The following is a 23154-nucleotide window of genomic DNA, read 5'->3' as shown; positions in this document are numbered from 1 at the left end:
AAAAATGAACAATTTTTGAAGCAAGCTCCTGACTCTGAATGTGAATTGTTAAACAAACAAGCTGACGCTGTCACTGCTTAATAGAACAGTACATCAACCGCCATAAATGCTATAAGCAAAGTGATATACAATATCTGTGGCTGTAAGCGAAGTACCTGACACCTGGGCAGCTACACCTGAAAGATCATAGTAATGTGTAAAGCTTATGGGGCCAGACAAGTATTCCGCAATACTTCCCGTAGAATGCGGTAGAGAAAGGGTCACACTAAAGGCTCCATTTTGATCCGTATAGCCAGTGCTTGTACGAGTTCGATTCCCGCTGCTTTCAGTCCAGTTCTGGTTCAACCATGTCACATTAACTGGCGCATTTGCTACTGGATAATTATCCGTTGTAGTAACGACACCCTTTACAGTCAGGTTGGTATTTCCATTAACCCGATAATGGCGACCGTAAGAGTAGGATGGATAGTCATTCGGACCGTTTTTAGAGTCGTATCCGTTAATTACAATTTTACCAGCCCGAAGTACTGGTTTAAGTGTCAGTGCATATAAGTGATCAGCTGAAAACTGATTTGTGGTGTACACTCGCACATAGTAGGTTCCCGTATTCAAGGTAACATTATGATTGGTTTGCGGTAAAAGTACCATTTGGTTGCCACTAAGAGCCCCGTAAACTTCCGCTTTGTAACCGTAGCTTTCCGAAGTGCTGTCTAATTTGACATTCAGAGCATCATAATTGCGATTCGCAGGAATTGTAACTTGATACCAATCGTTGTCAATTCCTGAATGAATGGAGCGTGAATTAAGGGTAGATCCCCCTGTACTAAATGTAAAGTTATAGGCATGAAAAGCACTCTCATCTGGTTCATAGGCATCATATTGGGAGTTTACATCCACGGTTAAATAGAAAGGATCATTTATGCTCGATCCCTTTTTGGAATGGACTGCAATTGCGTAAGCTTTCTCAGATCCGGTAGCATTACGGCTTCCTACGTTTTCAGGAAGTGATGCAGACCCATGTTCATACTTGTTAAAATAGGTCCCGTAGGTGGAGGCATCAATAGCATTGGGGTTAATATCCCCTGTCGTCATATCAAATTCGTACAAATATAAGTCATAGTCAAGCTGTTCTGAAAATGGACCATCCAACTGTGCCTGCAACAATTCACCTGGCTTCACATAAATCGGATATAAAAACTGCGTGCCTCCCTCTTCTGTAATCGTACCGGAGTACGTAGCAGAGGAAGCTGTAGCTACCGTTGGACTTGCTTTCAGGGAAGGAAGGGTCTCCTTTTTCAAAGAGAATGTCTCTGGTGCTTTGAAATTGATATTTTCCTGCATGTTATAAACTGAGGATGTAATACCTTCAGGCTTGTCCACCCGGGTTAGATGCTCAATAACATCTTCGTTATTCGTTGTTAGCTGAAAACTGGAATCAGCTTCAACAGCTTGTTTTTCCTTGTTCATCTCTGTTCCTTGACTCGCGTTTGCAGTCATCCCAAAAGCAAACAGGAGCATCAAGCTGAGCATAACTGAAATAGCCTTTCTGAACCTCTTCATACTGAAATCCCCTCTCAAATGGTTTAAGGAATTCCCGCTATTCCCTGGAGAACCAGGGCAATTCTAGGCTGTTGTCTCTATCATAAAACATTCTTGGTTCTAATGGAATATATTGTGTAAATATTTTTTAGTCTTCATTCCCTAAAATAGAACCCCCTAGAATCAATAGATTATATGATAATTCTGGGACAATAAACTTATTTTAGACACTATTTTACCATAAAAACCCTACCAATCTCTTGTTTATACGATATAATAAATAGATATGGGTAGTACTTTTAGCCTATATCAGCGTCGAATTACCCATAAACATACATAAAAAAGGGGAATACAGATGAAAAAACTCACCGTATTTATGCTAGTATTGTGTTGCTTTTCAATTTTGTCAGCTTGCTCTACCGATCCAGTAAAAAAAGATTTAATTACCTATGTGAATGACGGAATGCTTCCGTTAGCACAAGATGAAAAAGCAGTAACTGAAAAATATGAATCCGTGACAGGGGATAACTTCACAGATGATGAAACACTATATAATACGTTACGAGATGATATTATCCCAGAATACACCAAATACCTGGATAAGGTTGAAGCAGTAAAGACGGAAACTCCTGAGGTACGAGCTGTCCACGAAACCTACATCAAGGCAGTTAGCACTCAAAAGGAAGCACTCATTACGATGGTCGATGCGTTGGAAAAAGGGGATCTGAACTTAATTAATGAGGGTAATACCAAGCTAAGCGAGGGTAAAAAGCTATTCAGAGATTTTGGTGAACAGGTTAACACACTTGCCAAAGAGCACGACGTGAAGATCAATAAGAAATAAATTTTAAAGCTCCCGTCTGGGGAGCTTTTTCTATATGCTAGGAATACTCGAAGCAAATTACCGCTTTCTTTAATTCTCGATCATAAAATAAGTAAACCGTATCAGCTCCAAACGCTTGAAAATAATACCCGGTGAAAGAACCGATATATGTAAATGTCTCACCATTGGTACGTTTAGGCACATGAAGCAAGTTAGTTTGCTCGAACTTAAGCATCTCTTCCAAGGATTCGTCATATTCCTTGATGTAGCTTTGAGCCTCATCAGACTGAAATGCGATATCATCCAGAATACCGTTGACTTCGGGAAAGCTTAGCCCCCAACCACTGGATTGCTTTTCCTCAAAATCGTGGGTGAGCTCTTCCACAGACTTTTTGGCCTCTCCAAAGGAGGAATAAGGATAGATTTTATTATTTTCTAAGAAAAATGCTTTGCGAGCTTCGTAATCTTGTTCATTAGCTGTGTACACCTGATCCAGTCCGTCCAACGCTATGACTTCTCTCTTCATACGTAGGTACGCTTTATCCCCGGTAGATTTCAGCGCTTCATAGGTAGCTTCCAGCTGCACTTTCTGATGAAGACTAAAATAATTCCAGTCTGCTTCGAATTTGTATTTGCCGTCAATTACATCGAATCCCAGCATATCTTCCTTGGTATATAAGGTATGAAATTGCTGAGTATTTTCACCCACACAGCCTTCGTGGATTTCTTTTACGGAAACAAAATGAAGCCACTCGTCCTGCTCTGGAAATAAAAATTGAAGATTAATCGAGCAAATTGGCAGAAAGTGCTTACGGTGATGTTCAAGATCGCTGGCAAATACGTCCTCGTATGCTGGAAAACGTTTGATAAATCTCTCTGGTATGTTCATGGATGCTCCTCCTAAATTGTACGGTTCTATGGTTGCTTTTCGATCCGAAACGTCCCCTCACTCGAAATCACGCTGTAAATTTCATCAAATCCTTCTTCGTAACTTGGGACCTCTAGTTTACTCATTACACTTTTAATACCGATTTCAGGAATATACTCTTTGCCTGTGCGCTGCTCATTACGCTTAAAAGATTCAGCATAATCAGGTTCAAAGTAGTAGCCAATGATTTTAAATCCCTTGTTTTTACAAGCATCTATATATTTCTTTCGTTCTTCGACTGTGGGATTTGTATTGTCCACTACAAAACGCTGCATCGTTTCGATGGAGGTCTGAAGGTACATATTTTCCCTATTTCGTGTTTTAAGCATATCAAGATTTATTCGCATATGTGTTTTGAAGAATCGTTCTTTATAAAAAGTCGATTTGCCCGAAGCCTGAATTCCTATAAAAATGACACACTCCAAACCTCACACATCCTTGTCCAGGTATACATATTGGTTAATATAATCTCTATTTTGTGAAAAGATTGGCGTGTCATGATCAACATCCCACTTGCTTCTGACGGCTTCTCCTTTGTTATACTGTTGTTTGGTAATACAGATTCCCCGCTTTTGCCAGACTGGAAGGTCGTTCCAGTTCAGTCCTTTTTCCACAAAAAGCTTGTCTTGGAGCTGACTTCCGTTCAATCCTTGTAGTTCTGAATGCTTAAAATGAGCTTGAGCTACCATAGAAATGCTGTTTTTAGTAGCATCTTGTTGTCTCCATAGAAAGTAGTTGGCAACCTCATCGTGAGGTAAAACCCATGCTCTTGCATCAAAAGTGGCTAGAGGCTTATCCGGATAAACTTTCTGGATTTCCTCATTAAATTTGGCAGTAGCCAAAGAGGCAGATATAGACACCATCTTTTGAAGATTATTTTCAAACCATGATTGTGTCGTTAATTTGTCATAATTCGTAAGAAGCAGAGAGATTTCATCACTCTGATGGTACACCAGTTTACAGCCCATAATATTATAGGCCAAATATTTGCACGTCTCCCATAATGCAAAGATTAACTTTTCATCAAAAGGTTTCGTCATCCCACGTGTAAAAGTATGAAAATGAGCACCATCGATTCTGATAATTACGGGTAAACGGCGGGGCAGACTTAATCTATAAGCATTTTCATATTCCTTCATTCTATTTCCAAAATCATCTTTTTTCATAAACTATGTAGCTCCTTCACTTTTCATTGCATCCAAACATCGAAATCAATCAAAGGTGCAGCCGAACTCTCCAACAATATGGATATTGTGGGTTCCAATTTCTTTTTATTTCACAGCAATATTATCCTCGAACACAAAAACGGAGATGGCTATATCCTCCTCCACTTTAATATCTGAAAAAAGATGCAGTAAGCGGGAATCCATATACTCCTCCAGTTCTTTATTGAACTGTACAGGATAGATTTTTTGTACCATTTTGGTTCGAGCTGCATGCACCATCTCTCTTCCTGCAACCTCTTGTGCAAGAAATTTTTCGGATGGAGTTAAATTGCCGTATAGCATTGTGATGGCCATATTATCTACAAAGGTTGTATGTATGCGTTCCGGGCCTTTTCCAAATAGCTCTTTACGTACTTTTCGAATAATTTCGTTAAAACCCGTTTCCTTTCTCATATCGCACCGCTCTCCTAAATCTACTAAAATCCTTGTTACTATTTCCATCATAACCGATTCCTATCATATAAAACAGAGATTAAGCGAAAGTGATTCTTGGAACATGCTTACCATTGGACGCATAGAAAAGAAAACACAGCCCGCCCGATCGGACAGACTGCGTATATTACTGAATCCAAACAGACTAATCTTTCACCAATCGATTCGACAGCATCAACATGATAAAAGAGAATAAAATAATGACGGCTACCCAACTCCAAGAGAGTGTCATATTTCCGACCTCGGACGCGGTGTAAATCGCCGTAGGCAGGGTTTGAGTCTGTTCAGGAATATTACCCGCAAGCATCAGCGTAGCTCCAAACTCCCCTAACCCTCGGGCAAATCCGAGAATGTATCCTGAAATGAGCGGTCGGTAGGCAAGAGGCATCGTAATATGGCGAAACACTTGCCATTCATTGGCACCTTGCGCACGTGCAGCCTGCTCTACCTCGGGATCTACAGCTTCAAAGCCTGCTTTGATCGTCCGATAAGCCAGTGGAAAAGCAACAACTACGGCCGCCACCACTGCGGCTCCCCACGTAAATACAATGGTCTGCTGGAACAGGCTTTCAAAGGCAGTGCCAATCCAGCTTTTCCTTCCCAGCAAGATGAGCAATATAAAGCCGACAACAGTGGGCGGCAAAACGAGCGGAAGAAGTAGGACGGTCTCAATCACGCTGGTTCCTCTCCGCAGCGAGCAGTTCGCCATCATCCGAGCTACCACAGTAGCTAATAAAAAGACAATAATGCTGGCAACGACAGCGACTTTGACAGATACGATAACCGGAGGAAGAAAAGCCGACCAATCCAACGGGACCCCCTCCTTTATCTGTGAATTCTATTTCTTTTCTGTTGGAGCTGAAAATCCATCTTTACTGAATACGCTCATGGCTTCATCTGTACGCAGAAAATCGACAAACTCGCCTGCTTCCTTGCTGTGTTTGGTTGCTTTTACAATACCTTCTGGATACAGGATAGGTGCATGCAATTCCTCAGGTACTTCTAGTGCTACGACTGTTTTATCGGATGATTTGGCATCTGTCAAATAAACGAGTCCAGCATCGGCATTGCCTGTTTCAACATAGTTTAATACCTGTCTTACGTCTTTGGCGAATACCATCTTCGGTTCCAGCTTGTCCCACAATCCGGCCTTTGTCAGCGATTCTTTGGAATATTGTCCGGCTGGAACGGTAGTAGGCTCCCCAACAGCAAGCTTTAGGAAAGAAGGATTTGTCAGATCATTGAGTGTAATACTTTTGTTATACGTGCTGTTCGCCTTATCTTGCGGAACAACCACAACCAGTTTATTTTGAAGCAGTACGCTATCTTTTTCCATTAATGAAGCATCGGTTAAAGCCTTCATTTGCTTCATGCCTGCCGATATAAATACGTCAGCGGGTGCACCCTGCTCAATTTGTTTTTGTAAAGTACCGGATGAAGCATAGTTAAAGGTAAGCTTGATATCTGGGTGCTGCTTTTCATATTGATCCTTGAGCGTATTCAGACTATCTTGAAGACTCGCAGCGGCAGATACAATCAACTCTGTTTTGGGTGCGGACGGTGTCGACTGTACAGCAGCCGGAGACGAACACCCAGCCAGAACCCATGCCAACAATCCAACAAACATGAATATGTACCCGAATCTCTTTTTCAATTTGTTTTTCCCCTGTCCTCTAAATTCCGGAATGAGTTGACAATGCAATCTCATAACGGTCCAAATCTATTGGGTCAACCCAAATATTTGTGATAAATAGATCTTGCCTCGGCGATATCCTTGGTGCCATGGATCAGAACACGTCCATCCTGAAAAAGAACCAACCGATGCGATCCAATGACAACGGATACTAGATATGGATTATGCTCCACTTTGCCCCCTTGGCGGGATAGCAGGCGTGCCGCTTCGTTCAGATCACGTACAGCACCCGTGACTGGTCGGATCTGAACCGTATCACGTCCGCACAGTACAGCCGTTTTAGCCTGATGCTCCGATTGTAGAAATGGATACACTGGATGCTCACCACATGTCGGACAATCAATTTTTTTCATGGCGCTGATCTGGATCGCCTGATGTTGATTATTCCATAGATCGAAGGAAATCAGCTTGCCTTGTAAGGCTGAATTGTCCCCAGTCAGCAGCTTCAATGCTTCGGCACTTTGGTAAGCTGCCACCATTTGTACAGCTGGACTAATGATACCGACCGTATCACAGGTGGCACCGCCGAGCGGTACAGTTCCGAGCAGACAATGCAGACAGGGTGTCTGTCCTGGAACGATCGTAAAGGTTGTCCCGTAGCTACCAACACACGCTCCATAAATCCAGGGGATTTGGTGCTTTACAGCGTAATCGTTCAAAAGCAGACGTGTATCGAAATTATCAGTGGCATCTACGATGAGGTCCACCCCTGTCGCAATATCGCCGATTTCCTCCAGTGATACATCTTGAACTAGTGCACGGATGTCCACGTCCGAATTGATTTGCTGCAATCGCCTCTGGGCGGCCACTGCCTTGGGTATCTGTTCATGGGCATCCGCTTCGTCGTAGAGCTGCTGGCGTTGCAGGTTGCTCCAGTCTACATAATCTCGGTCTACCAACGTCAACCGTCCGATGCCCGCTCGCACCAGCATGTCCGCGTTCGCAGTTCCCAGTGCTCCAGCACCTACCATTAATACATGCTTGCTGCGGATATTTTTTTGTCCTGTCGGCCCGATTTTTCCGAATAATTCCTGCCTTGAATATCGGGTGTGAGACGCCTGCGTGTGTGCTTTTGCATCAGCATCTGTTATTGGTTCCTTTTTCATTTCAGACATGTTAATTTACGCCCCCATACTTCTTATCCATTAATTGCTGCAAGTTGATCAGACAAGATAAAAGCCCAGATGTCCCGCCTAACTCGAAGTTATGGGGTGTTATGAGGATTCCAGCCACCTAGCTGGTGCCCCTTCCACTCCGAGCCGTCTTCCCACACTTCCTTTTTCCAAATCGGTACGATTTGCTTCAAGCGTTCAATGGCATGGCGACTGGCCTCGTAGCAAGCATCACGGTGCGCAGCAGAAACAGCAATCACGACACTGGTCTCTCCAATCCTTACCGTACCAAGCCGATGTGTAATAGCAGTGCGCGTTGACGGCCAACGATCTGCAATTTCGTCACCTATCTGCTTCATCGTGTTCATGGCCATCGGCACATATGCTTCATATTCAAGCAGCACCGTTCGCTGACCTTGTGTAAATTCCCGAGTCGTACCATTAAAGGTCAATGAAGCCCCATGTGAAGGGTCGTGTACCTTGGAGGTTACCTCATCGGCATCAATCAGATCGTAGGTAATAGCGTATAAGCCACATTTTGAAACGACCGTCTCCATTCCGGGTGCTGACTGATGAAGAGCAATTGCGTCTGATGGAAGCACAAGTTCATCTGGAGAAGCCAACTTCTTATGATGGGTAAAAAAAGAACCTGACAGTTGTGAAGCTATCTCCGGGTACAGCTCATTCAGCCTTGTTCGAATGTCTGCAATGGTCACCGTTTCCTGTGAAAGTTCCATAGTGATCACGTCACCAAATTGTTCCGCCATACCTGCGAATAATTGAATATGATATTGCATTATGCACCCGCCCCCCTTTAATACACCCTATCTATCGAATTCACCTAGTCTGTTATTGAAACTCATCCTCCTGAAACCGGAGGAATAATCGCAATCTCATCATGTATACTAACCAGATCCTCAGGAGCGGCGTAGGCTTGATTTCTGGCAACAAAAGCCCCCTGCAACTGGGCCGCTGCTTCAGGGAAATATTTGGACAGCAAGTCTTTTAATTCGTTGACGGTCATCGTTTCCTGATCAGCAGACACCGTGATCATAGGCTTTCCCATCAGTTCTGCAAGTCCGGCAAATACTTGAATATGATAGTTCATTAAGTAGGTTCCCCCCTTTCAGTACAAGGACTGACCATCGCATATACACCAAGAAAAACCAACATGAACTAATACCTCGAAAGGTTTTATTCCATGCTGGTTAACGATGATGGTCTACATTGATTATTTTTTATATTATATTTTAGATTCTACCAGTTCATCAATCCGCTCCGTGTGCGTGTACACGTTCAAAGAACGACTTCGTATAAAACCGACGGTAGTAATCCCGAGATCCTCTGCCAATTCAAGTGCAAGCTCTGTGGGAGCTGACTTGGACAAAACAACCTCACAACCAATTTTCGCAACCTTCAACAAAATTTCAGACGAGATGCGCCCACTGAATACGATGATTTTATCTTGTAATATAATATCATGCTTTAGGCAGTACCCATAGATTTTATCGAGCGCATTGTGTCGGCCGATATCCATTCTGGACAGGATTATTCCGTCTTTATCACACAGCGCAGCATTGTGAACGCCACCAGTCTCCTGAAACGTATGTGCCGAGGTTTGCATCAAATTCATCAGGCGGAAACAGTCATCAAAAGATACCTTAACATGGGCATCATTCATTCTTTTTGCCACTTTGGCATCATTTATAAAGTAAAATCCCTGTCTACTTTTTCCGCAGCAGGAGGTAATGTATCGTTTGGAATGAAAGTTTTGATAAAACTCATTCATCCGACGGGTTTTAATATGAACAAATCCTTCTTTTTCCTGAACCCAAATTTCTTCGATATCATCATACCGTTGAATGACGCCTTCAGAGGCCAAAAAGCCTACTGCCATATCCTCTACATACTCTGGTGTACAAACCATGGTGGCAAATTCCTGCTGATTGATTTTAATGGTCACCGGATACTCCGTCACCACTGTGTCTTCAAAACGCTTGATCTGACCGTCCCGGTAACGCAGGATCTCGCGTTTTACCTCAGCCGGCTTTTCCATGTGCTCAACTCCCTTGTTTCTGACAGGCTGGCTCTTTGGTTCACCCGCCGATATGTGACATTTCAATTTTGGACGATGCTTGCTTTGTATGAGTCAACCGTTCCTCTGAATAGCGGTCGGTACGTCCTCTCCAAACACGCTCAATGTAAGATCTAATCTCATCATCGGATTGCTCGGACCGCAGCATCGTGCGAAGCTTGTACCCTTTAGACGCAAACAGGCATGTGTACAAGGAGCCCTCAGCAGAAATTCTCGCCCGTGTACATGTGGAGCAGAAAGCGTCCGTAACGGATGAAATAATGCCAATTTCCCCGTCTCTGTCCAGATACCTATAGCGCGTCGCCACCTCACCTTTGTACTGGGGTGGAACAGGTTCTAACGGCATGTGCTCGTGGATCGTTTCGATGATCTGTTGCTTGGAAACAACCTGATCCAATTTCCAGCCATTGGTGTTGCCTACATCCATAAATTCAACAAAGCGCAAAATATGCTTTTTCTTTTGAAAATAGTCGGCCATGGGCACGATATCCTGATCGTTAAAGCCCTTTTGCACGACCATATTTATTTTCACCTGCATTCCCGCTTGAGCTGCAGCCTCAATACCTTCCAGCACCGCCTTTACACTGCTTCTCCCCCCGTTCATTCGGCGGAATCGATCATCATCAAGCGAATCCAGACTAACTGTCACTCTCTTCAGCCCCGCCTCTCGCAGTGACGCTGCATACTTAGGCAAAAAGACACCGTTCGTCGTCATAGCAATATCTTCAACCCCATCGAGTTGAGTTAACGAATGAATGAGCGAGGACAGATCTTTTCTCAGCAACGGCTCACCACCAGTAATGCGAAGCTTTGTAACACCTAGCGAGACAAAGATACGAGAGAGGCGGGTAATTTCCGCAAAGGTCAATATTTTTTCTTTTGGCAAAAACGGATAGTCATGGCCAAATATTTCTTCAGGCATACAATATCGGCACCGAAAATTACATCGGTCTATGACGGATATTCTCAAGTCCCGTAACGGACGATTCCATTGATCGTCGCTGCGGTTCGCCATCCCGTTCACCTCAATCCGTCTTCATTAATAAACCTCTTTAAACTCTGAACTGAACCAAAAAACCGGCATCACAACAACTTCTTCGCTTATGAATACCGAAGAATCTGCTAAATGCCGGTTAATTTATCTACATCAGGATTTTACGAATCCTCACATCATGTGATATAGAAAAATCAAACTAACAAGCGCTGCGCCAAATAAAATATACGCGATTCTCACGTACACTCCATTCACGAATGCTCTCAAATAGATACATCCCTATTGTTAGCAATCCTGGAACGTTTGTCAATGATTTTTCGTTTTCTCAATTGATAATCATTATCGATTAAAAATTTTAATAAATCACCGTTGAACTATCTTAAATTTTACGCTATAGTTACACCAGATGACATGCAGAAAATGACATATTCAATTTATTGATATACAGACGGTGCGTACTGTCTGGTATTAATACATACTCCTATGGCGGATTGGCCTCCAGGACCTAGAGCTTGGTCACTACTCCACCATAAACACAAGTGCTTAAACACGAGCACTTGTGTTTATGGTGGAGTTTTTTTGTTCCCAATTTTAAAATTCAAAATCTGAAAGGAGCCTGAACCGTGACGGATAGTACGATCAAAATTACATTAAACGGACAGGAACTGAAAACGAATAGCAGTGCAACCATTCTTGAAGTAATCAACGAAAACAATATTGCCCATCCCCAACTGTGTTACGTTCCCGAAGTGGATCCGATCCGCACCTGTGACACATGTATCGTGGAAGTAGACGGAAAGCTTGTACGCTCCTGTTCAACACTTGCTACGAATGGAATGAATATTCATCTACATTCAGATCGCGCAAAAGCAGCTCAAACCGAGGCTATGGATCGTTTGCTGGAAAATCACCTCCTCTACTGTACAGTGTGCGATAACAACAACGGTAATTGTAAACTGCATAACACCGCAGAGCTTATGGAAATTGAACATCAAAAATATCCGTATCGACCGAAGGTTGATCCCACAGAAGTGGATATGTCCCACCCTTTTTACCGTTATGATCCCAATCAATGTATTGCATGCGGCCAATGCGTAGAGGTATGTCAGAACCTTCAGGTCAATGAAACACTGTCCCTCGACTGGGAGGCTGAACGCCCTCGCGTGATCTGGGACGATGGGGTTGCAATTAACGATTCCTCTTGCGTCAGCTGCGGTCAGTGTGTAACGGTCTGCCCATGTAACGCCTTAATGGAAAAATCCATGCTGGGAGAGGCCGGCTTCATGAGCGGCATAAATAAGGATTTATTAAATCCAATGGTTGATCTAATTAAGGAAGTGGAGCCAGGCTACAGCGGTATTTTTGCAATTTCGGAAGCTGAAGCAGCGATGCGTGAAACCCGTACGAAAAAAACAAAAACCGTCTGCACGTTTTGTGGTGTAGGTTGCAGCTTTGAAGTTTGGACCAAAGGCCGCAAAATTTTGAAGGTACAACCTACCTCTGAGGGGCCTGTTAACGGCATTTCGACCTGCGTCAAAGGGAAATTCGGTTGGGATTTTGTGAATAGCGATCAGCGTTTGACCTCGCCTTTAATTCGTCAAGGAGACGAATTCGTGGAAACAACCTGGGAAGAAGCCTTGAGCCTGATGGCCAGCAAAATGGGAGCGATCAAAGAAACCTACGGCGGCGAGGCACTCGGCTTTATTTCTTCGTCCAAATTTACCAATGAAGAAAATTATCTGATGCAAAAGCTGGCTCGTCAGGTGTTCCAAACGAATAACGTTGATAACTGCTCACGGTATTGCCAATCTCCTGCATCATGGGGTCTACAATACACCGGAGGCATCGGCGGAGACAGCGGTACGATTAAAGACATTGCCTCAGCAGGTTTGGTCATACTGGTCGGCTGTGCGCCGGGAGAAGGACATCCTGTGCTGGCTACCCGCATCAAACGTGCGCATAAGCTGCATGGTCAAAAGCTGATCTCGGTGGACCTGCGCAAACATGAAATGGCAGAACGCGCAGATCTGTTCATGCGTCCGAAGCAAGGTACGGATTATGTATGGTTATCCGCTGTAGCCAAATACATCATTGAGCAAAACTGGCATGATGCTAAATTCATTAAGGAACATGTAAATTTCTATCCTGAATATTTGAAATTGCTGGAGAACTTCACCTTGGAATTCGCCGAACAGGAAACTGGCATCTCCAAAGAGACGCTGATTCAGGTAGCAACCATAATTCACGAAGCGGATGGCACGGCCATTTGCTGGGGTATGGGCGTGACACAAAACATCGCAGGCTCCTACACTTCGATTGCAATTGCCAACCTGCTGCTGGTGACTGGCAACTTTATGCGTCCGGGTGCAGGCGCATATCCGCTTCGTGGTCATAACAATGTGCAGGGCGCTGCCGATATGGGTACGATGCCAGATATTTTCCCTGGCTATCAGCCCGTAACGAACGATGCCATTCGTTCCAAGTTCGAAGCGGCCTACGGCGTACAAATTCCAAGCCAACGCGGACTGGATAACATTCAAATGCTGGAAGCCATTGAGACGGGTAAGCTCAAAGGTATGTATATCGCTGGAGAAGAAATGGCATGGGTGGATGCGGACTCCAACCATACCCAAGAAATGCTGGCGAATTTGGATTTCCTTGTCGTTCAGGATGTATTTCTGAGCAAGACAGCTGAATTCGCTGATGTCATTTTGCCAGCCGTACCTTCACTCGAAAAGGACGGTACCTTTACGAACACCGAACGTCGCGTACAGCGTTTATACGAGGCGCTCCGCCCTATAGGAGACAGCAAACCGGATTGGTGGATTTTCAGCCAATTTGCCAAGCACATGGGATTTGATTGGGATTACAGTCATCCGAGTGAAATTTTTGAGGAAATGGCGGCGCTCACTCCATTTTTCTCCCAATGTAATTATGACGTATTGGAAGGCTGGAACAGCTTCCATTGGGGATCGCCGGATGGTAGCAACACACCGCTTCTGCATACCAACGGCTTTAACTTTCCAGATAAAAAAGCACGCTTGGGACTTTTCGAATATATACCACCAAAAGAGTATCCTGCTGAATTCGATCTGACCTTAAATAATGGTCGACTGCTCGAACAATTTCATGAAGGAAATATGACGACAAAGTCAACAGGCCTTCAGCTCAAACTTCCAAAAGTATTTGTGGAAGTGTCCCCTGAGTTGGCTGAGGAGCGTGGAGTTACAGACGGATCGCTGGTTCGGCTGGAATCTCCCTATGGTGCGGTCAAGCTACGTGTTCTGGTGACGGACCGGGTACAGGGAACTGAAATTTATGTGCCAATGCACTCTACCAGCCATGAGGGTGCTGTCAATCTATTAACTGGTGGAGCATTTGATGTCATCACCCGTACACCAGCCTATAAACAAACCAAAGTACGGATGCAAATTTTGGAGATCGATGGCCAAAATCCACTGCCACATATCAATCCACGTTATAAAAAGCGGCATCCGCAAAATGGGGTTGAAGTGAACCGTAAGTGGAGTCGTCCCGGTTACGTCGATTTGGTAGATCAAAAATAAGGAGGTCGAACCATGGCTAAGCCTATTTCAATTGTGAGAAAACGTATTTTGACAGCAGAAGAACGGCAAAAACAATCCCTGGATCAACTGACTGCCGATCTGGCGGACAATGGGGCGGCATTGCAGAAGACACTTGAGATTGTACGGGAGCTGCATGACAGCGGTCTTCTCGAAGCAGCCCAGTCTATGCTAAAAGCCAAAGAAACCATCGCCAAAATCGCTGTAGGACAAGCGACGCGCAAGCCTGTGACGAACATGATCAATAATCTGATGGGTGCAGCAGGGATGCTGTCCGAGGTAGACCCCGAGCTGATGAAAAAACTGGCAAGCAGCGTCACTACGGGCCTGAATGAAGCCGAAGAGCATCTAAAGCAGAATAAAAAGACTCGCCTGCGTGATCTTATGAAGGCCATGAATGATCCGGATGTAAACCGGGCTATGGGGTTCGGTATTCATTTTCTCAAAGGCATGGGAAAAGGTTTGTCTGATAAATAGCTTAATAGATATGATAGTGGAAGACTGCTAACCACAGATAATAAAAAGAGCTGCCCCCGTTTTCGGAGCCAGCTCTTTTTATTTATTTTTTATCCACCTGTAACAACGTCACCGTTTTAAGAGAAACAGCATCTTTTATTTGCTCCTCCGCGATAACCTTAAGTTTTAGCAAGCTGGAAATTTTTGAAGTGTCCGGCTTGGAAAATAAACGCCATAATTGAGGATCAGGCAATGCATCATACAATTTCGCATGATCGTATTCCTTGCGCTGCTGCTGTACAATCCTGACTCTGTAGTTGCCAATTTCCCAATCGGATACTTCCTGCTCTGCACAATGAGCGGTAATGTCATTACGCAAATCAGCCAGTTCGCCTTCAATTTCTTTTTGCTTTTGCTTTAACTGGTAATAGCGACGCACCTTGTTTTCCAATTCCATCACGCTCCTCTGCTTACATATGTATGTTGGCAGAAGCGTTTTAGGACAAGTTTTATCATGTCAGGATATAAGGTGTAACTGCAACTGACACAACATTTCCCGGGTAATGGTAACGTCGTTGAATTGAGCCCTCATTATTCAAACTTTATTTAGGTACATTCGCCCCAGGAGTTACAGGTCCCGCTCCTTTGGACTCCCCCTTGCGCTTCATATAATTGGCCCAGTATGCCGTCAGAATTGGCACCAAAATAGAGGTCACTATGACCGAAGCGGCTACTAATGCTGTGGCAGATTGTGCAACAGGCAAAAATTCAGGTTTGATATTGGCAACAATGACTGGATTGGCTACCGCTGCACCTGCTGTGCTGGAGGCTGCAATTCCTGCCGTACCATTGCCACCACCAATATATTTGTCCGCCAGAATCAGCGGAATACCTGTAATGATAATGACAAAAATGCCCAACAAAATACCTAGTACGCCTGTCTGAACAATAACACTCAGGTCAATAGAACACCCCAGTGCAAAACCAAAAAATGGAATCAGAGCCTGTGTCGCGTTTCCAAAATATTTACGGAAATCATGATCCAGATTGCCCAACATAAAGCCGACCAAAAATGGTAATACGGCACCGACAAATGTTTGCGGTTCAAAAACGGCCAGTCCGGTACTACCTAGAATAAGCATGGTCACCAACGGGCCCGATTCCAGTGACATCAGCACAAATGCTCCTGCCTCTTCCTTGGAGCCATACTGCTGCATAATGGAGGCATAGAGCCCGCCGTTCGTCATATCCATAGCCGAGATCAGCGCCAGCACCGACAAACCTGCAAATAGCCCACTTTCTACGCCGCCAACAGGCAGCAATCTGGACGCTATGATCGCCACGACCCAGGCGACCGCGATTTTAGTCAATACGAGCGTTCCCGATTTACGCAATACAGTGCCTGTCGCTCGCACATCTATGGAAGCACCCATACAAAAAAACCACACTGCCAAAATGGGCACCGTACCGGTCATCAATCCCTTGGTAAAAGATCCAAAATAGTCGCCTGCCCATGGAGTAAACGTATGAAAAAGTGCGCCAATAAACAGCGGCACCAGCATAATGCCCCCAGGAATTTTATCGATATTTTGTTTGATTTTCATAACTTCATTCAACCCTTTCGTTTTTGCCAATGCAAAAACAAGGCCGTTTTACTTGCGACTTAAGCCGAGTTCAGGAATTAATTTGGCGAAAGTATCATGACTATCCTTCAGTTGACGTGCGAATGCCTCTGCATCCTGGACACGCAACCCTAACCCATGCTTCCGCATTTCCTCCCTGAATTGCTCGTCTTTCGTCCCCTTGATCAGTGCATCCGCTAACGTTCGAGCCACCTCATTCGGTGTATCCTTGGGTACAGCCAGCCCTCTCCAAGTGCCGATAAAATGGACACGTAACCCAGTCGCCTGCTGAAGTGTCGGCACCTTTGGAAACGATTCCGAAACAGTGTCTGCTTGGATCGCCAGTATGCGAAGCTTCCCATCGTCCACGTATTTCTTTACTTCTGCGGGGCTGACGGGTACAGCATCCACGAAACCACTCATTAAAGCAGAAACTGCTGGGCCTGCTCCCTCATAAGGAATATGGGTAAAGCGGACTCCGCTTTTCTGCTCCAGCATCGCGGCAGCGAGGTGCCAGATGCTTCCTGTGCCTGCATTACCCATTTTCAGCTTGCCTGGATGGACCCTAGCATCCTCCAGAAATGCCTCCGCTGTCTTCCAAGGCGCATCCGCCCGAACCGTAATGGCAGAAGGGTCCATATTGGTTTGAAGCAGCGGCTTAAAACGCTCGTAGGTGATTGGTAGCAGTCCCAAATGTGGTAATGTAGTCAGTTCAGCGACCAGATACGTTACGGTATAACCGTCCGCCTGCGCCTCAGCTCCCTCCATCAGCCCGACAGAACCGCCGCCTCCTGTTCGATTAACGACGATGATCGGCTGCCCGAGATGCTTTTCGGCGGCTTTAGCCAACGCTCTTGCGGTAATATCTGTACCGCCCCCCGCCGCATATGGAACGACAAGCGTTACTGGCTTCGCAGGAAATATACGACTGTGATCCTGCAGGGTACGGTGATCCACATATTCACTGATACTCAAGGCAGAAAGCATAGCCACTCCTGCCGCAACCAGCACATATTTTTGCCATGGCTTTTTCTTCATTACGCTTCCTCTTCTCCAAAAATGAACTGGGCCCATCTTGCACCCGTTGTCACCTCCAACCTTTACGGACATATTGTTCACGCTTACATGAAGTCAATGTACCGCACCGTGGAAGTCCACATCTATCGCCTAATCCTCGTATTTATCTTCGATTTCACCAAAGCGCCGATCTTTTGACCGATCTGCATATTCATTAGAAGATTTGTTGATTTGTCTGAATTTCCCTGGGGTCACTTGTTTATACTTGCGGAATACACGAATAAAGCTGTTCTCATTTCGGTACCCGACCTGTTCTGCAATTTCACCAATTTTCAAATGCGTTTCACATAGCAATATGCATGCCTTTTTGACACGTAATCCAGTCAAATAATCGTAAACGGTACTCCCCGTTTCCTCCTTGAACATACTGCTCACCGAGGACACGCTCATGTGAACATGATCCGCAATTTCCTGAAGCCCGATGTTCAAATGCAGATAGTTTTCCATATAGTCGATCATCTCTTGTACGCGTACAAAATCTTTGGACTGTTGGCGTCCATGCCATTTTTCTTCAATATCATTCAACATAATGGCCAGCAAAAGCTCAATGTCTTGAAGGTCTAGCGTCAGAATCTGATTCCAATGATAATCAGCGAGCTGATCTGGCGGTGTCACACTCTGAGTGGCACACCATTTTAGCAAATCTTCCAGCAGTTCATGAACAAATAGGTAGACCTGGTTTGGAGATGTCCTATAGTGTCGAAGTTCTTCTACCCACTGGCTGACTAGCTTTGCACTTGCACCAGGCTCCTGTGACTCCACAGCACGAATCAGATCCACACGCCGATGGTCCAGTAATCTTGCATCCTGAGCCTGATCCTGTGATTGCACATCCCCTATGCAATCCCATCTCACATTTATGTTGCTGCTCATATTCATATGTGAACGTCCATACCCCTCGTATAAACGTAAATTAAGCGCCTCTTTTCCTTGTATAAAAGACGCCCGTACCTCTTGAATATCTGTGACCTTATGGCCGATTCCTACCGAAATAGTCATGGGAAGATACTCCCCAACAACCTGAATTAGCCTGTCAACGCTCTTACGAAGCCATGTTCTCTCTTTGGCTACTCCCTCTGCTCCAACTTCATATACACTCTCCCTGAGCTGCAGCAGGACAACCAGACCATTCTCCTCCTCCGGCGCACTGACTGCTTTCCACTGAGGCTCAAGCATCTCCAGCAAAATATTGTTCAGCGCATATTTGAGCAGCATTTTGTCCTCTTCTGGAAAGCTTGCGGTCCACATAGAATACCGATCAATCGACACGACCATAACAACCAAAGAATTACGGTCCCAATCGGAAAAATACTGTTCCCATTTCGTACGCATTTCCTGTATACCCATTCTACGCTGGATGACATCTTCTATATATTTGGATCGCAGCTCCGGCAAGCTTCGCTCTACCACCAAAGATTTGCGGTGAAATTCTCCAACCAACTTGCTAATCACGGGTTCCAAATCATACAATCCTCCCTGGCGTGTTCCCTTATTGCCTGAATTCAGGAGGCTATTAATTTTTTTCATGGGGCGAAAAGCGGCATAACTGTAATAGTAAACCGCTGAGCACCCAGCCAGGATAGAGATCAAGGCCAGCCACAGCATCATATTGCGCGCCAGCTTGACATTTTTCAGCAGCTTGTCCATCGGCACGAGTGATACTAGACGCCACCCTGTGACATCGGAGAATGTCTGGTTCGCCATATATTCCATATCTCCAATTTCTACATAAGCGTAAGGATTCACATCCAGCTCTTTCAAAACCCTGCCCATCTCATTTAAGGGTAAGGACGATCTCAGCTTGGGATAGATCAGCTCGCCCTCCAGATCATAGACGTATTGCGAGTTGGATAAATGAATATACAGTTTGGAGAAAAAACAGTCGTAATCCAGATTGATTAACACTGCACCCATGACCTGTCCATTCTCGACTATAGGCCTAGCCAGCGAGAGCAGTTCTATCGTGCCATGCTGTTGATCCGTGCCATACCATCTTCGCTTAATCAGTAGCGGCTTTTTTTGAATGTTCTGAATCCAGGGAACCCAGGTTGTATCCGGTGCCTGGTTCCAATCGGGCAAATAACCATAATTGCTGGAGATGAGAGCATGATTCTCCAAAGAAATGACTTCAACCGAATAAATTTCTTCGCTCGAAGAAAGGGTTTTCAAATATTTCTGAAGCCGATCTATAACGGAAGCTTTGTTGGATACCGACTTTCCGTCCGTATGAATACGTATAAAAGGCTCTACATCCGGATGATAAGCCGCATCCAGCGCCTTGTTATCCGACTCACGGAAAGCCCGATTGGTCACATCCAGATTGATTTGCAACAATTCTATATTAGGTGTGTTCAGCTCGGTATCCAAACCTTCACGGTATCTTGAATACGATAGCAAGCCGATCACGCTGATCACGAGCGACACGCACAGCGTGAGCAGCAGGATCAGTCTTGTCTGCTTATTTTTCAGTATCAATCGAAGCTTAAGTCGCAACATTCCTGTAACTTCATCCTTCCGGACTACGTTGTCCATCTTCCTCTTACTCTATATTAGATGACATATTACCTCTACATCTATTTGACGCATGAAGTGGAATTTCCTGCCTTTACAAATCAAACTTAACAGAAGTCACATCATAAAAAATAAAAAGAAGAAGTCTCCCTGTACAAGGTAGAACTTCTTCTTACGTGCTGCCTGCCTTCATTGGTCAGCAGCATAGGTATTCGTATTACAGTGTTTAGCTCGTCTTTTCCACCTGAAAACGATTCAGTTCCCGCTGCATCTCCTCGCGAATCTGGCGAAGCTCCTTTACCTTCTCAGCCGATTCCTCGAAGGAACGCTTCTGCTCCACCGTGGAAGCCGTAATCTCTTCACTGCCTGCGGCGGACTGCTGAGTGATTGCGCTAATATTCTCAATAGCTTGCTGCACCTGTACACTCAGTTCTCGCGATACATTCATGTCTATGGATAACTTGCTGACTTGGCCGGCAATTTGCTGCACTTTGCCACTAATCTCTCTAAACGATTCTCCGGTGGAGGAGGTTGCCTTCTCCTGCTCGCGGAACAGCTCCTGACTTTGCTCCACAGAAGCCTTCACCTTATCCATAGCCTGCGTGATCCCCTCAACAGCGGTATAAATTTTCTTTACAGCAGATTCAGATTGACTCGCCAGCTTTTTCACTTCATTGGCAACAACAGCAAAGCCTTTTCCCGCTTCACCCGCACGTGCAGCCTCAATCGACGCATTCAAGGATAAGAGCGACGTCTGGCTGGCAATTTCAGATACATAACCGGTCATAGTTGTGATCTCGGCTGCATTAGACTCCAGCTCTCTGACTGTTTGCTCCACTTCGGACATTGCTGAACGATTCTCCGCAACGATTCGCATTTGATCACTCATGACACGCGCACCCTGCTCAATGACACGCAAAGCATCCTCACTATACGCGGTGGATTGCGTGGTCTCCAGCAGATTTGATTCAAACTTCTGCTGCATATCATCCACCACGCCAACCGTCGTTGACAGGTCCTCAGCAATTTTCTGACTACCTATCGCAAGTTCCTCTGTTGATGTGCTGACTTGTGTCACAATTTCCTTCATGGCCTCATTGTGCTGATCAATATCCCGAGCCATCAGATCGACACGATTCCCCGCCTGATCAATGGAGAGTACAATGCTGCGCAAGTTCCCAATCATAACACGGAAAGATTCATTGAGCTCGTCCAGTTCATCTGCGCCCTTTGTTTGAGGAAGTTGAACGGTTAAATTCCCCTCGGCAATTTGCTTCGCTGCATCCGTTAACTTGCGGGTTCTAAGGGCAAGCTGCCTGGAGGTATATGTATTATATAGCCCAACCGCCACTAGAAGTAGAACTGCGCCTGTCAAGGCTAATTGCCAAGTAAAACGAATACTCTTGGTCAACTCTTCTGTGTATTGGTCGTAACGCGCCTTGGTCAGTAGATCCAGCATAAATACATCATTCTGAATCCCCTGGGCACGCATGGCCTCTCGTTTGGATTCTGGGCTGTTCTGAGCACTCATCGCTTTTTCCGTTGCTGCTTTCAATTGGTTAAATTTTGTTTTAATCGTATCCAGTCGCTTTTGCTGTGCTTCGGTCTGCATCATGCCCTGTGAAAGCAAAGTAATCGTTTTTTCAGACTGAGTTAGCTGATTTTGCACATCGGCTTTGTTGCTCTCCGTCATGGAAGTAGAATAATTTTGCAGCGCCTGCCCCGACTGAATCAAATAGGCATTAAGCTGCTGTACATTCAACATAGCTGGAACCAGATTACTGCTTTGAGCGTTAATACGTAACAATTCAAAAATGATATAAGCTACTAAAGCCAGGCAAGCGATCAGGGAAATCATCGCGTTAAGCACCAGTTTACCTTGCAGTTTCATCAGTATTCATCCTCCATTTGCGAAAATTTATTGGGTGGGTACAGTAAGTGTGCCGGATTTGATTTTTTCCATTAAATCATCCATCACCTTTTGCTGATCCGGATTCAGTGTCACGACACGAATAGGCGCCAAGCCTATACCTTCTTCCGCAAGTCCAAACACCATATCCTTCTCCGTAAATTTTCTTTGATGATCTGCAAAACCTTTGACTACTGTATAAATTGCAGTGTCTACATTTTTAATCATTGAGGTCACTACCGCTTTTTCCGCAATAAAAAACTGGTCGCTATCGACCCCGATGGCGAATTTATGCTGCTTCTGCGCTTCCTGTAATGCACCTACACCGGTTAGCCCTGCTGCTGCAAAAATGACATCAATCTGATTCTGGTTGATCATGTCATCTGCAATTTTCGTACCCAGCTCCGGCTTGCCAAAATCTCCTGCATACGTTGCCGTAACTTTCGCATTAGGTTTGACTGATTGCACCCCTGCACGATACCCAATTTCAAACTTTTTCAGCAGAGGAGATTCCGCACCTCCAAGAAAACCCACCTGTTCCGTACGACTCGTCAAACCGGCAACAACTCCGGCCATAAAACTGCCCTCTTCTGCTTTGAACGTAATGGAGGCCACATTCGGCAATTCCGATGTTTCATCCACGATTAAAAATTTACGGTCTGGATTCTTTTTGGCAACGGCCTCCAAACTGTCCTTCACCATATAACCCAACCCAATGATTAAATCTGCTTTTTCTTGAACAAGCTGATTAAAAGCAGCATCATACGTCTTGGTCTCAGTTATTTCCCGGTATTCAAAAACAATCTTCCCCTCATCCCGTGCCTTGACTAAACTTCGAAAAGCCGCGTCGCTGTAAGATTGGTCACCCAGACCAATATCTGACAGTACGATTCCCACCTTAATGGGTTCGGCCTTGGTTTGTACGTCTGATTGCCCACATGCACTTAGCAATAATGCAAAGATCGTGACAATGGGAATCCACCTAAAAGTTAATAATAGAGCTCGTTTCTTCATGACATATCACCTCAACATAAAATGCAAATCCCCAACATCTTTATATCGGTTATAAAAGCATATTTTTTCATAAGAATTTCTGTAAATTCATTGTTAATAGAAGTGTGATAAGTGTGATGTCTTTGTTTATTATGTAAAA

At 44.8% G+C, this 23154-nt stretch carries 21 protein-coding genes; 3 read left to right on the top strand and 18 right to left on the bottom strand.

The window, feature by feature from the left end; translation table 11 throughout:
* Positions 1-93: 93 nt before the first annotated feature.
* Entirely contained in the window at positions 94-1560 is a 1467-nt protein-coding gene (locus KSP24_RS01800) for an Ig-like domain-containing protein (protein ID WP_216974331.1), read from the bottom strand.
* Positions 1561-1894: 334 nt separating this feature from the next.
* Between KSP24_RS01800 and KSP24_RS01795 the strand changes: the two genes are divergently transcribed.
* The gene (locus KSP24_RS01795; RefSeq protein WP_013372241.1) at positions 1895-2383 is read left to right on the top strand and encodes a hypothetical protein; all 489 of its coding nucleotides are present in this window, start codon (positions 1895-1897) and stop codon (positions 2381-2383) included.
* A gap of 37 nt (positions 2384-2420) precedes the next feature.
* Here the strand turns inward: KSP24_RS01795 and KSP24_RS01790 are convergent, their stop codons facing one another.
* From KSP24_RS01790 to moaA, 11 genes are all read right to left on the bottom strand, one after another.
* Positions 2421-3251 (bottom strand): siderophore biosynthesis protein, encoded by an 831-nt coding sequence (locus KSP24_RS01790; protein WP_216974330.1) that lies wholly within the window; start codon positions 3249-3251, stop codon positions 2421-2423.
* A 26-nt stretch (positions 3252-3277) separates the two neighbouring features.
* Positions 3278-3715, bottom strand: coding sequence for an AAA family ATPase (locus tag KSP24_RS01785; RefSeq protein ID WP_216974329.1), 438 nt, complete (start codon positions 3713-3715; stop codon positions 3278-3280).
* Positions 3716-3718: 3 nt separating this feature from the next.
* Positions 3719-4456 (bottom strand): tRNA(His) guanylyltransferase Thg1 family protein, encoded by a 738-nt coding sequence (locus KSP24_RS01780; RefSeq protein WP_216974328.1) that lies wholly within the window; start codon positions 4454-4456, stop codon positions 3719-3721.
* A 105-nt stretch (positions 4457-4561) separates the two neighbouring features.
* Positions 4562-4909, bottom strand: a complete 348-nt coding sequence (locus KSP24_RS01775; RefSeq protein WP_013372245.1) for a Na-translocating system protein MpsC family protein — start codon at positions 4907-4909, stop codon at positions 4562-4564.
* Positions 4910-5093: 184 nt separating this feature from the next.
* Positions 5094-5759, bottom strand: a complete 666-nt coding sequence (modB, locus tag KSP24_RS01770) for a molybdate ABC transporter permease subunit (RefSeq protein WP_090738696.1) — start codon at positions 5757-5759, stop codon at positions 5094-5096.
* A gap of 27 nt (positions 5760-5786) precedes the next feature.
* Complete coding sequence (modA, locus tag KSP24_RS01765) at positions 5787-6602, bottom strand: molybdate ABC transporter substrate-binding protein (RefSeq protein WP_064962067.1); 816 nt, start codon at positions 6600-6602, stop codon at positions 5787-5789.
* A gap of 74 nt (positions 6603-6676) precedes the next feature.
* Complete coding sequence (locus KSP24_RS01760; protein ID WP_446724829.1) at positions 6677-7756, bottom strand: thiazole biosynthesis adenylyltransferase ThiF; 1080 nt, start codon at positions 7754-7756, stop codon at positions 6677-6679.
* Between the two features lie 89 nt (positions 7757-7845).
* On the bottom strand, positions 7846-8550 hold the full coding sequence (locus tag KSP24_RS01755) for a molybdenum cofactor biosynthesis protein (protein WP_025675145.1): 705 nt from the start codon (positions 8548-8550) through the stop codon (positions 7846-7848).
* A 62-nt stretch (positions 8551-8612) separates the two neighbouring features.
* Complete coding sequence (moaD, locus tag KSP24_RS01750) at positions 8613-8861, bottom strand: molybdopterin converting factor subunit 1 (protein WP_025675143.1); 249 nt, start codon at positions 8859-8861, stop codon at positions 8613-8615.
* A gap of 135 nt (positions 8862-8996) precedes the next feature.
* Positions 8997-9809, bottom strand: coding sequence for a formate dehydrogenase accessory sulfurtransferase FdhD (gene fdhD, locus KSP24_RS01745; protein WP_164964496.1), 813 nt, complete (start codon positions 9807-9809; stop codon positions 8997-8999).
* Between the two features lie 40 nt (positions 9810-9849).
* Positions 9850-10863: a GTP 3',8-cyclase MoaA gene (gene moaA / locus KSP24_RS01740; protein ID WP_016324579.1), complete on the bottom strand. Its 1014-nt coding sequence runs from the start codon at positions 10861-10863 to the stop codon at positions 9850-9852.
* A gap of 602 nt (positions 10864-11465) precedes the next feature.
* On the opposite strand from moaA, the gene fdhF reads away from it, so the two are divergent.
* Both fdhF and KSP24_RS01730 read left to right on the top strand, forming a co-directional pair.
* The gene (fdhF, locus tag KSP24_RS01735; protein ID WP_216974327.1) at positions 11466-14408 is read left to right on the top strand and encodes a formate dehydrogenase subunit alpha; all 2943 of its coding nucleotides are present in this window, start codon (positions 11466-11468) and stop codon (positions 14406-14408) included.
* 12 nt (positions 14409-14420) lie between these two features.
* Positions 14421-14903, top strand: coding sequence for a helical membrane plugin domain-containing protein (locus KSP24_RS01730; protein ID WP_137078933.1), 483 nt, complete (start codon positions 14421-14423; stop codon positions 14901-14903).
* A gap of 82 nt (positions 14904-14985) precedes the next feature.
* On the opposite strand, the gene KSP24_RS01725 is transcribed toward KSP24_RS01730, so the two are convergent.
* From KSP24_RS01725 to KSP24_RS01700, 6 genes are all read right to left on the bottom strand, one after another.
* Positions 14986-15339: a hypothetical protein gene (locus tag KSP24_RS01725; protein WP_216974326.1), complete on the bottom strand. Its 354-nt coding sequence runs from the start codon at positions 15337-15339 to the stop codon at positions 14986-14988.
* A gap of 145 nt (positions 15340-15484) precedes the next feature.
* Positions 15485-16486 (bottom strand): 2-keto-3-deoxygluconate transporter, encoded by a 1002-nt coding sequence (gene kdgT / locus KSP24_RS01720; protein WP_013372256.1) that lies wholly within the window; start codon positions 16484-16486, stop codon positions 15485-15487.
* Positions 16487-16534: 48 nt separating this feature from the next.
* Entirely contained in the window at positions 16535-17542 is a 1008-nt protein-coding gene (locus KSP24_RS01715) for a tripartite tricarboxylate transporter substrate binding protein (protein WP_216974325.1), read from the bottom strand.
* A gap of 129 nt (positions 17543-17671) precedes the next feature.
* The gene (locus tag KSP24_RS01710; protein WP_216974324.1) at positions 17672-20113 is read right to left on the bottom strand and encodes a helix-turn-helix domain-containing protein; all 2442 of its coding nucleotides are present in this window, start codon (positions 20111-20113) and stop codon (positions 17672-17674) included.
* Between the two features lie 205 nt (positions 20114-20318).
* Positions 20319-21983, bottom strand: coding sequence for a methyl-accepting chemotaxis protein (locus KSP24_RS01705; RefSeq protein WP_216974323.1), 1665 nt, complete (start codon positions 21981-21983; stop codon positions 20319-20321).
* Positions 21984-22010: 27 nt separating this feature from the next.
* Positions 22011-23015: a BMP family lipoprotein gene (locus tag KSP24_RS01700; protein ID WP_216974322.1), complete on the bottom strand. Its 1005-nt coding sequence runs from the start codon at positions 23013-23015 to the stop codon at positions 22011-22013.
* Between the last annotated feature and the right edge of the window lie 139 nt (positions 23016-23154).

This window comes from Paenibacillus sp. AK121, from assembly GCF_019042715.1.
In the GTDB taxonomy this organism is placed as follows: domain Bacteria; phylum Bacillota; class Bacilli; order Paenibacillales; family Paenibacillaceae; genus Paenibacillus; species Paenibacillus polymyxa_C.
The sequence above is the reverse complement of the archived record's forward strand: the minus strand, read 5'-3'. Positions and strand labels throughout refer to the sequence as shown.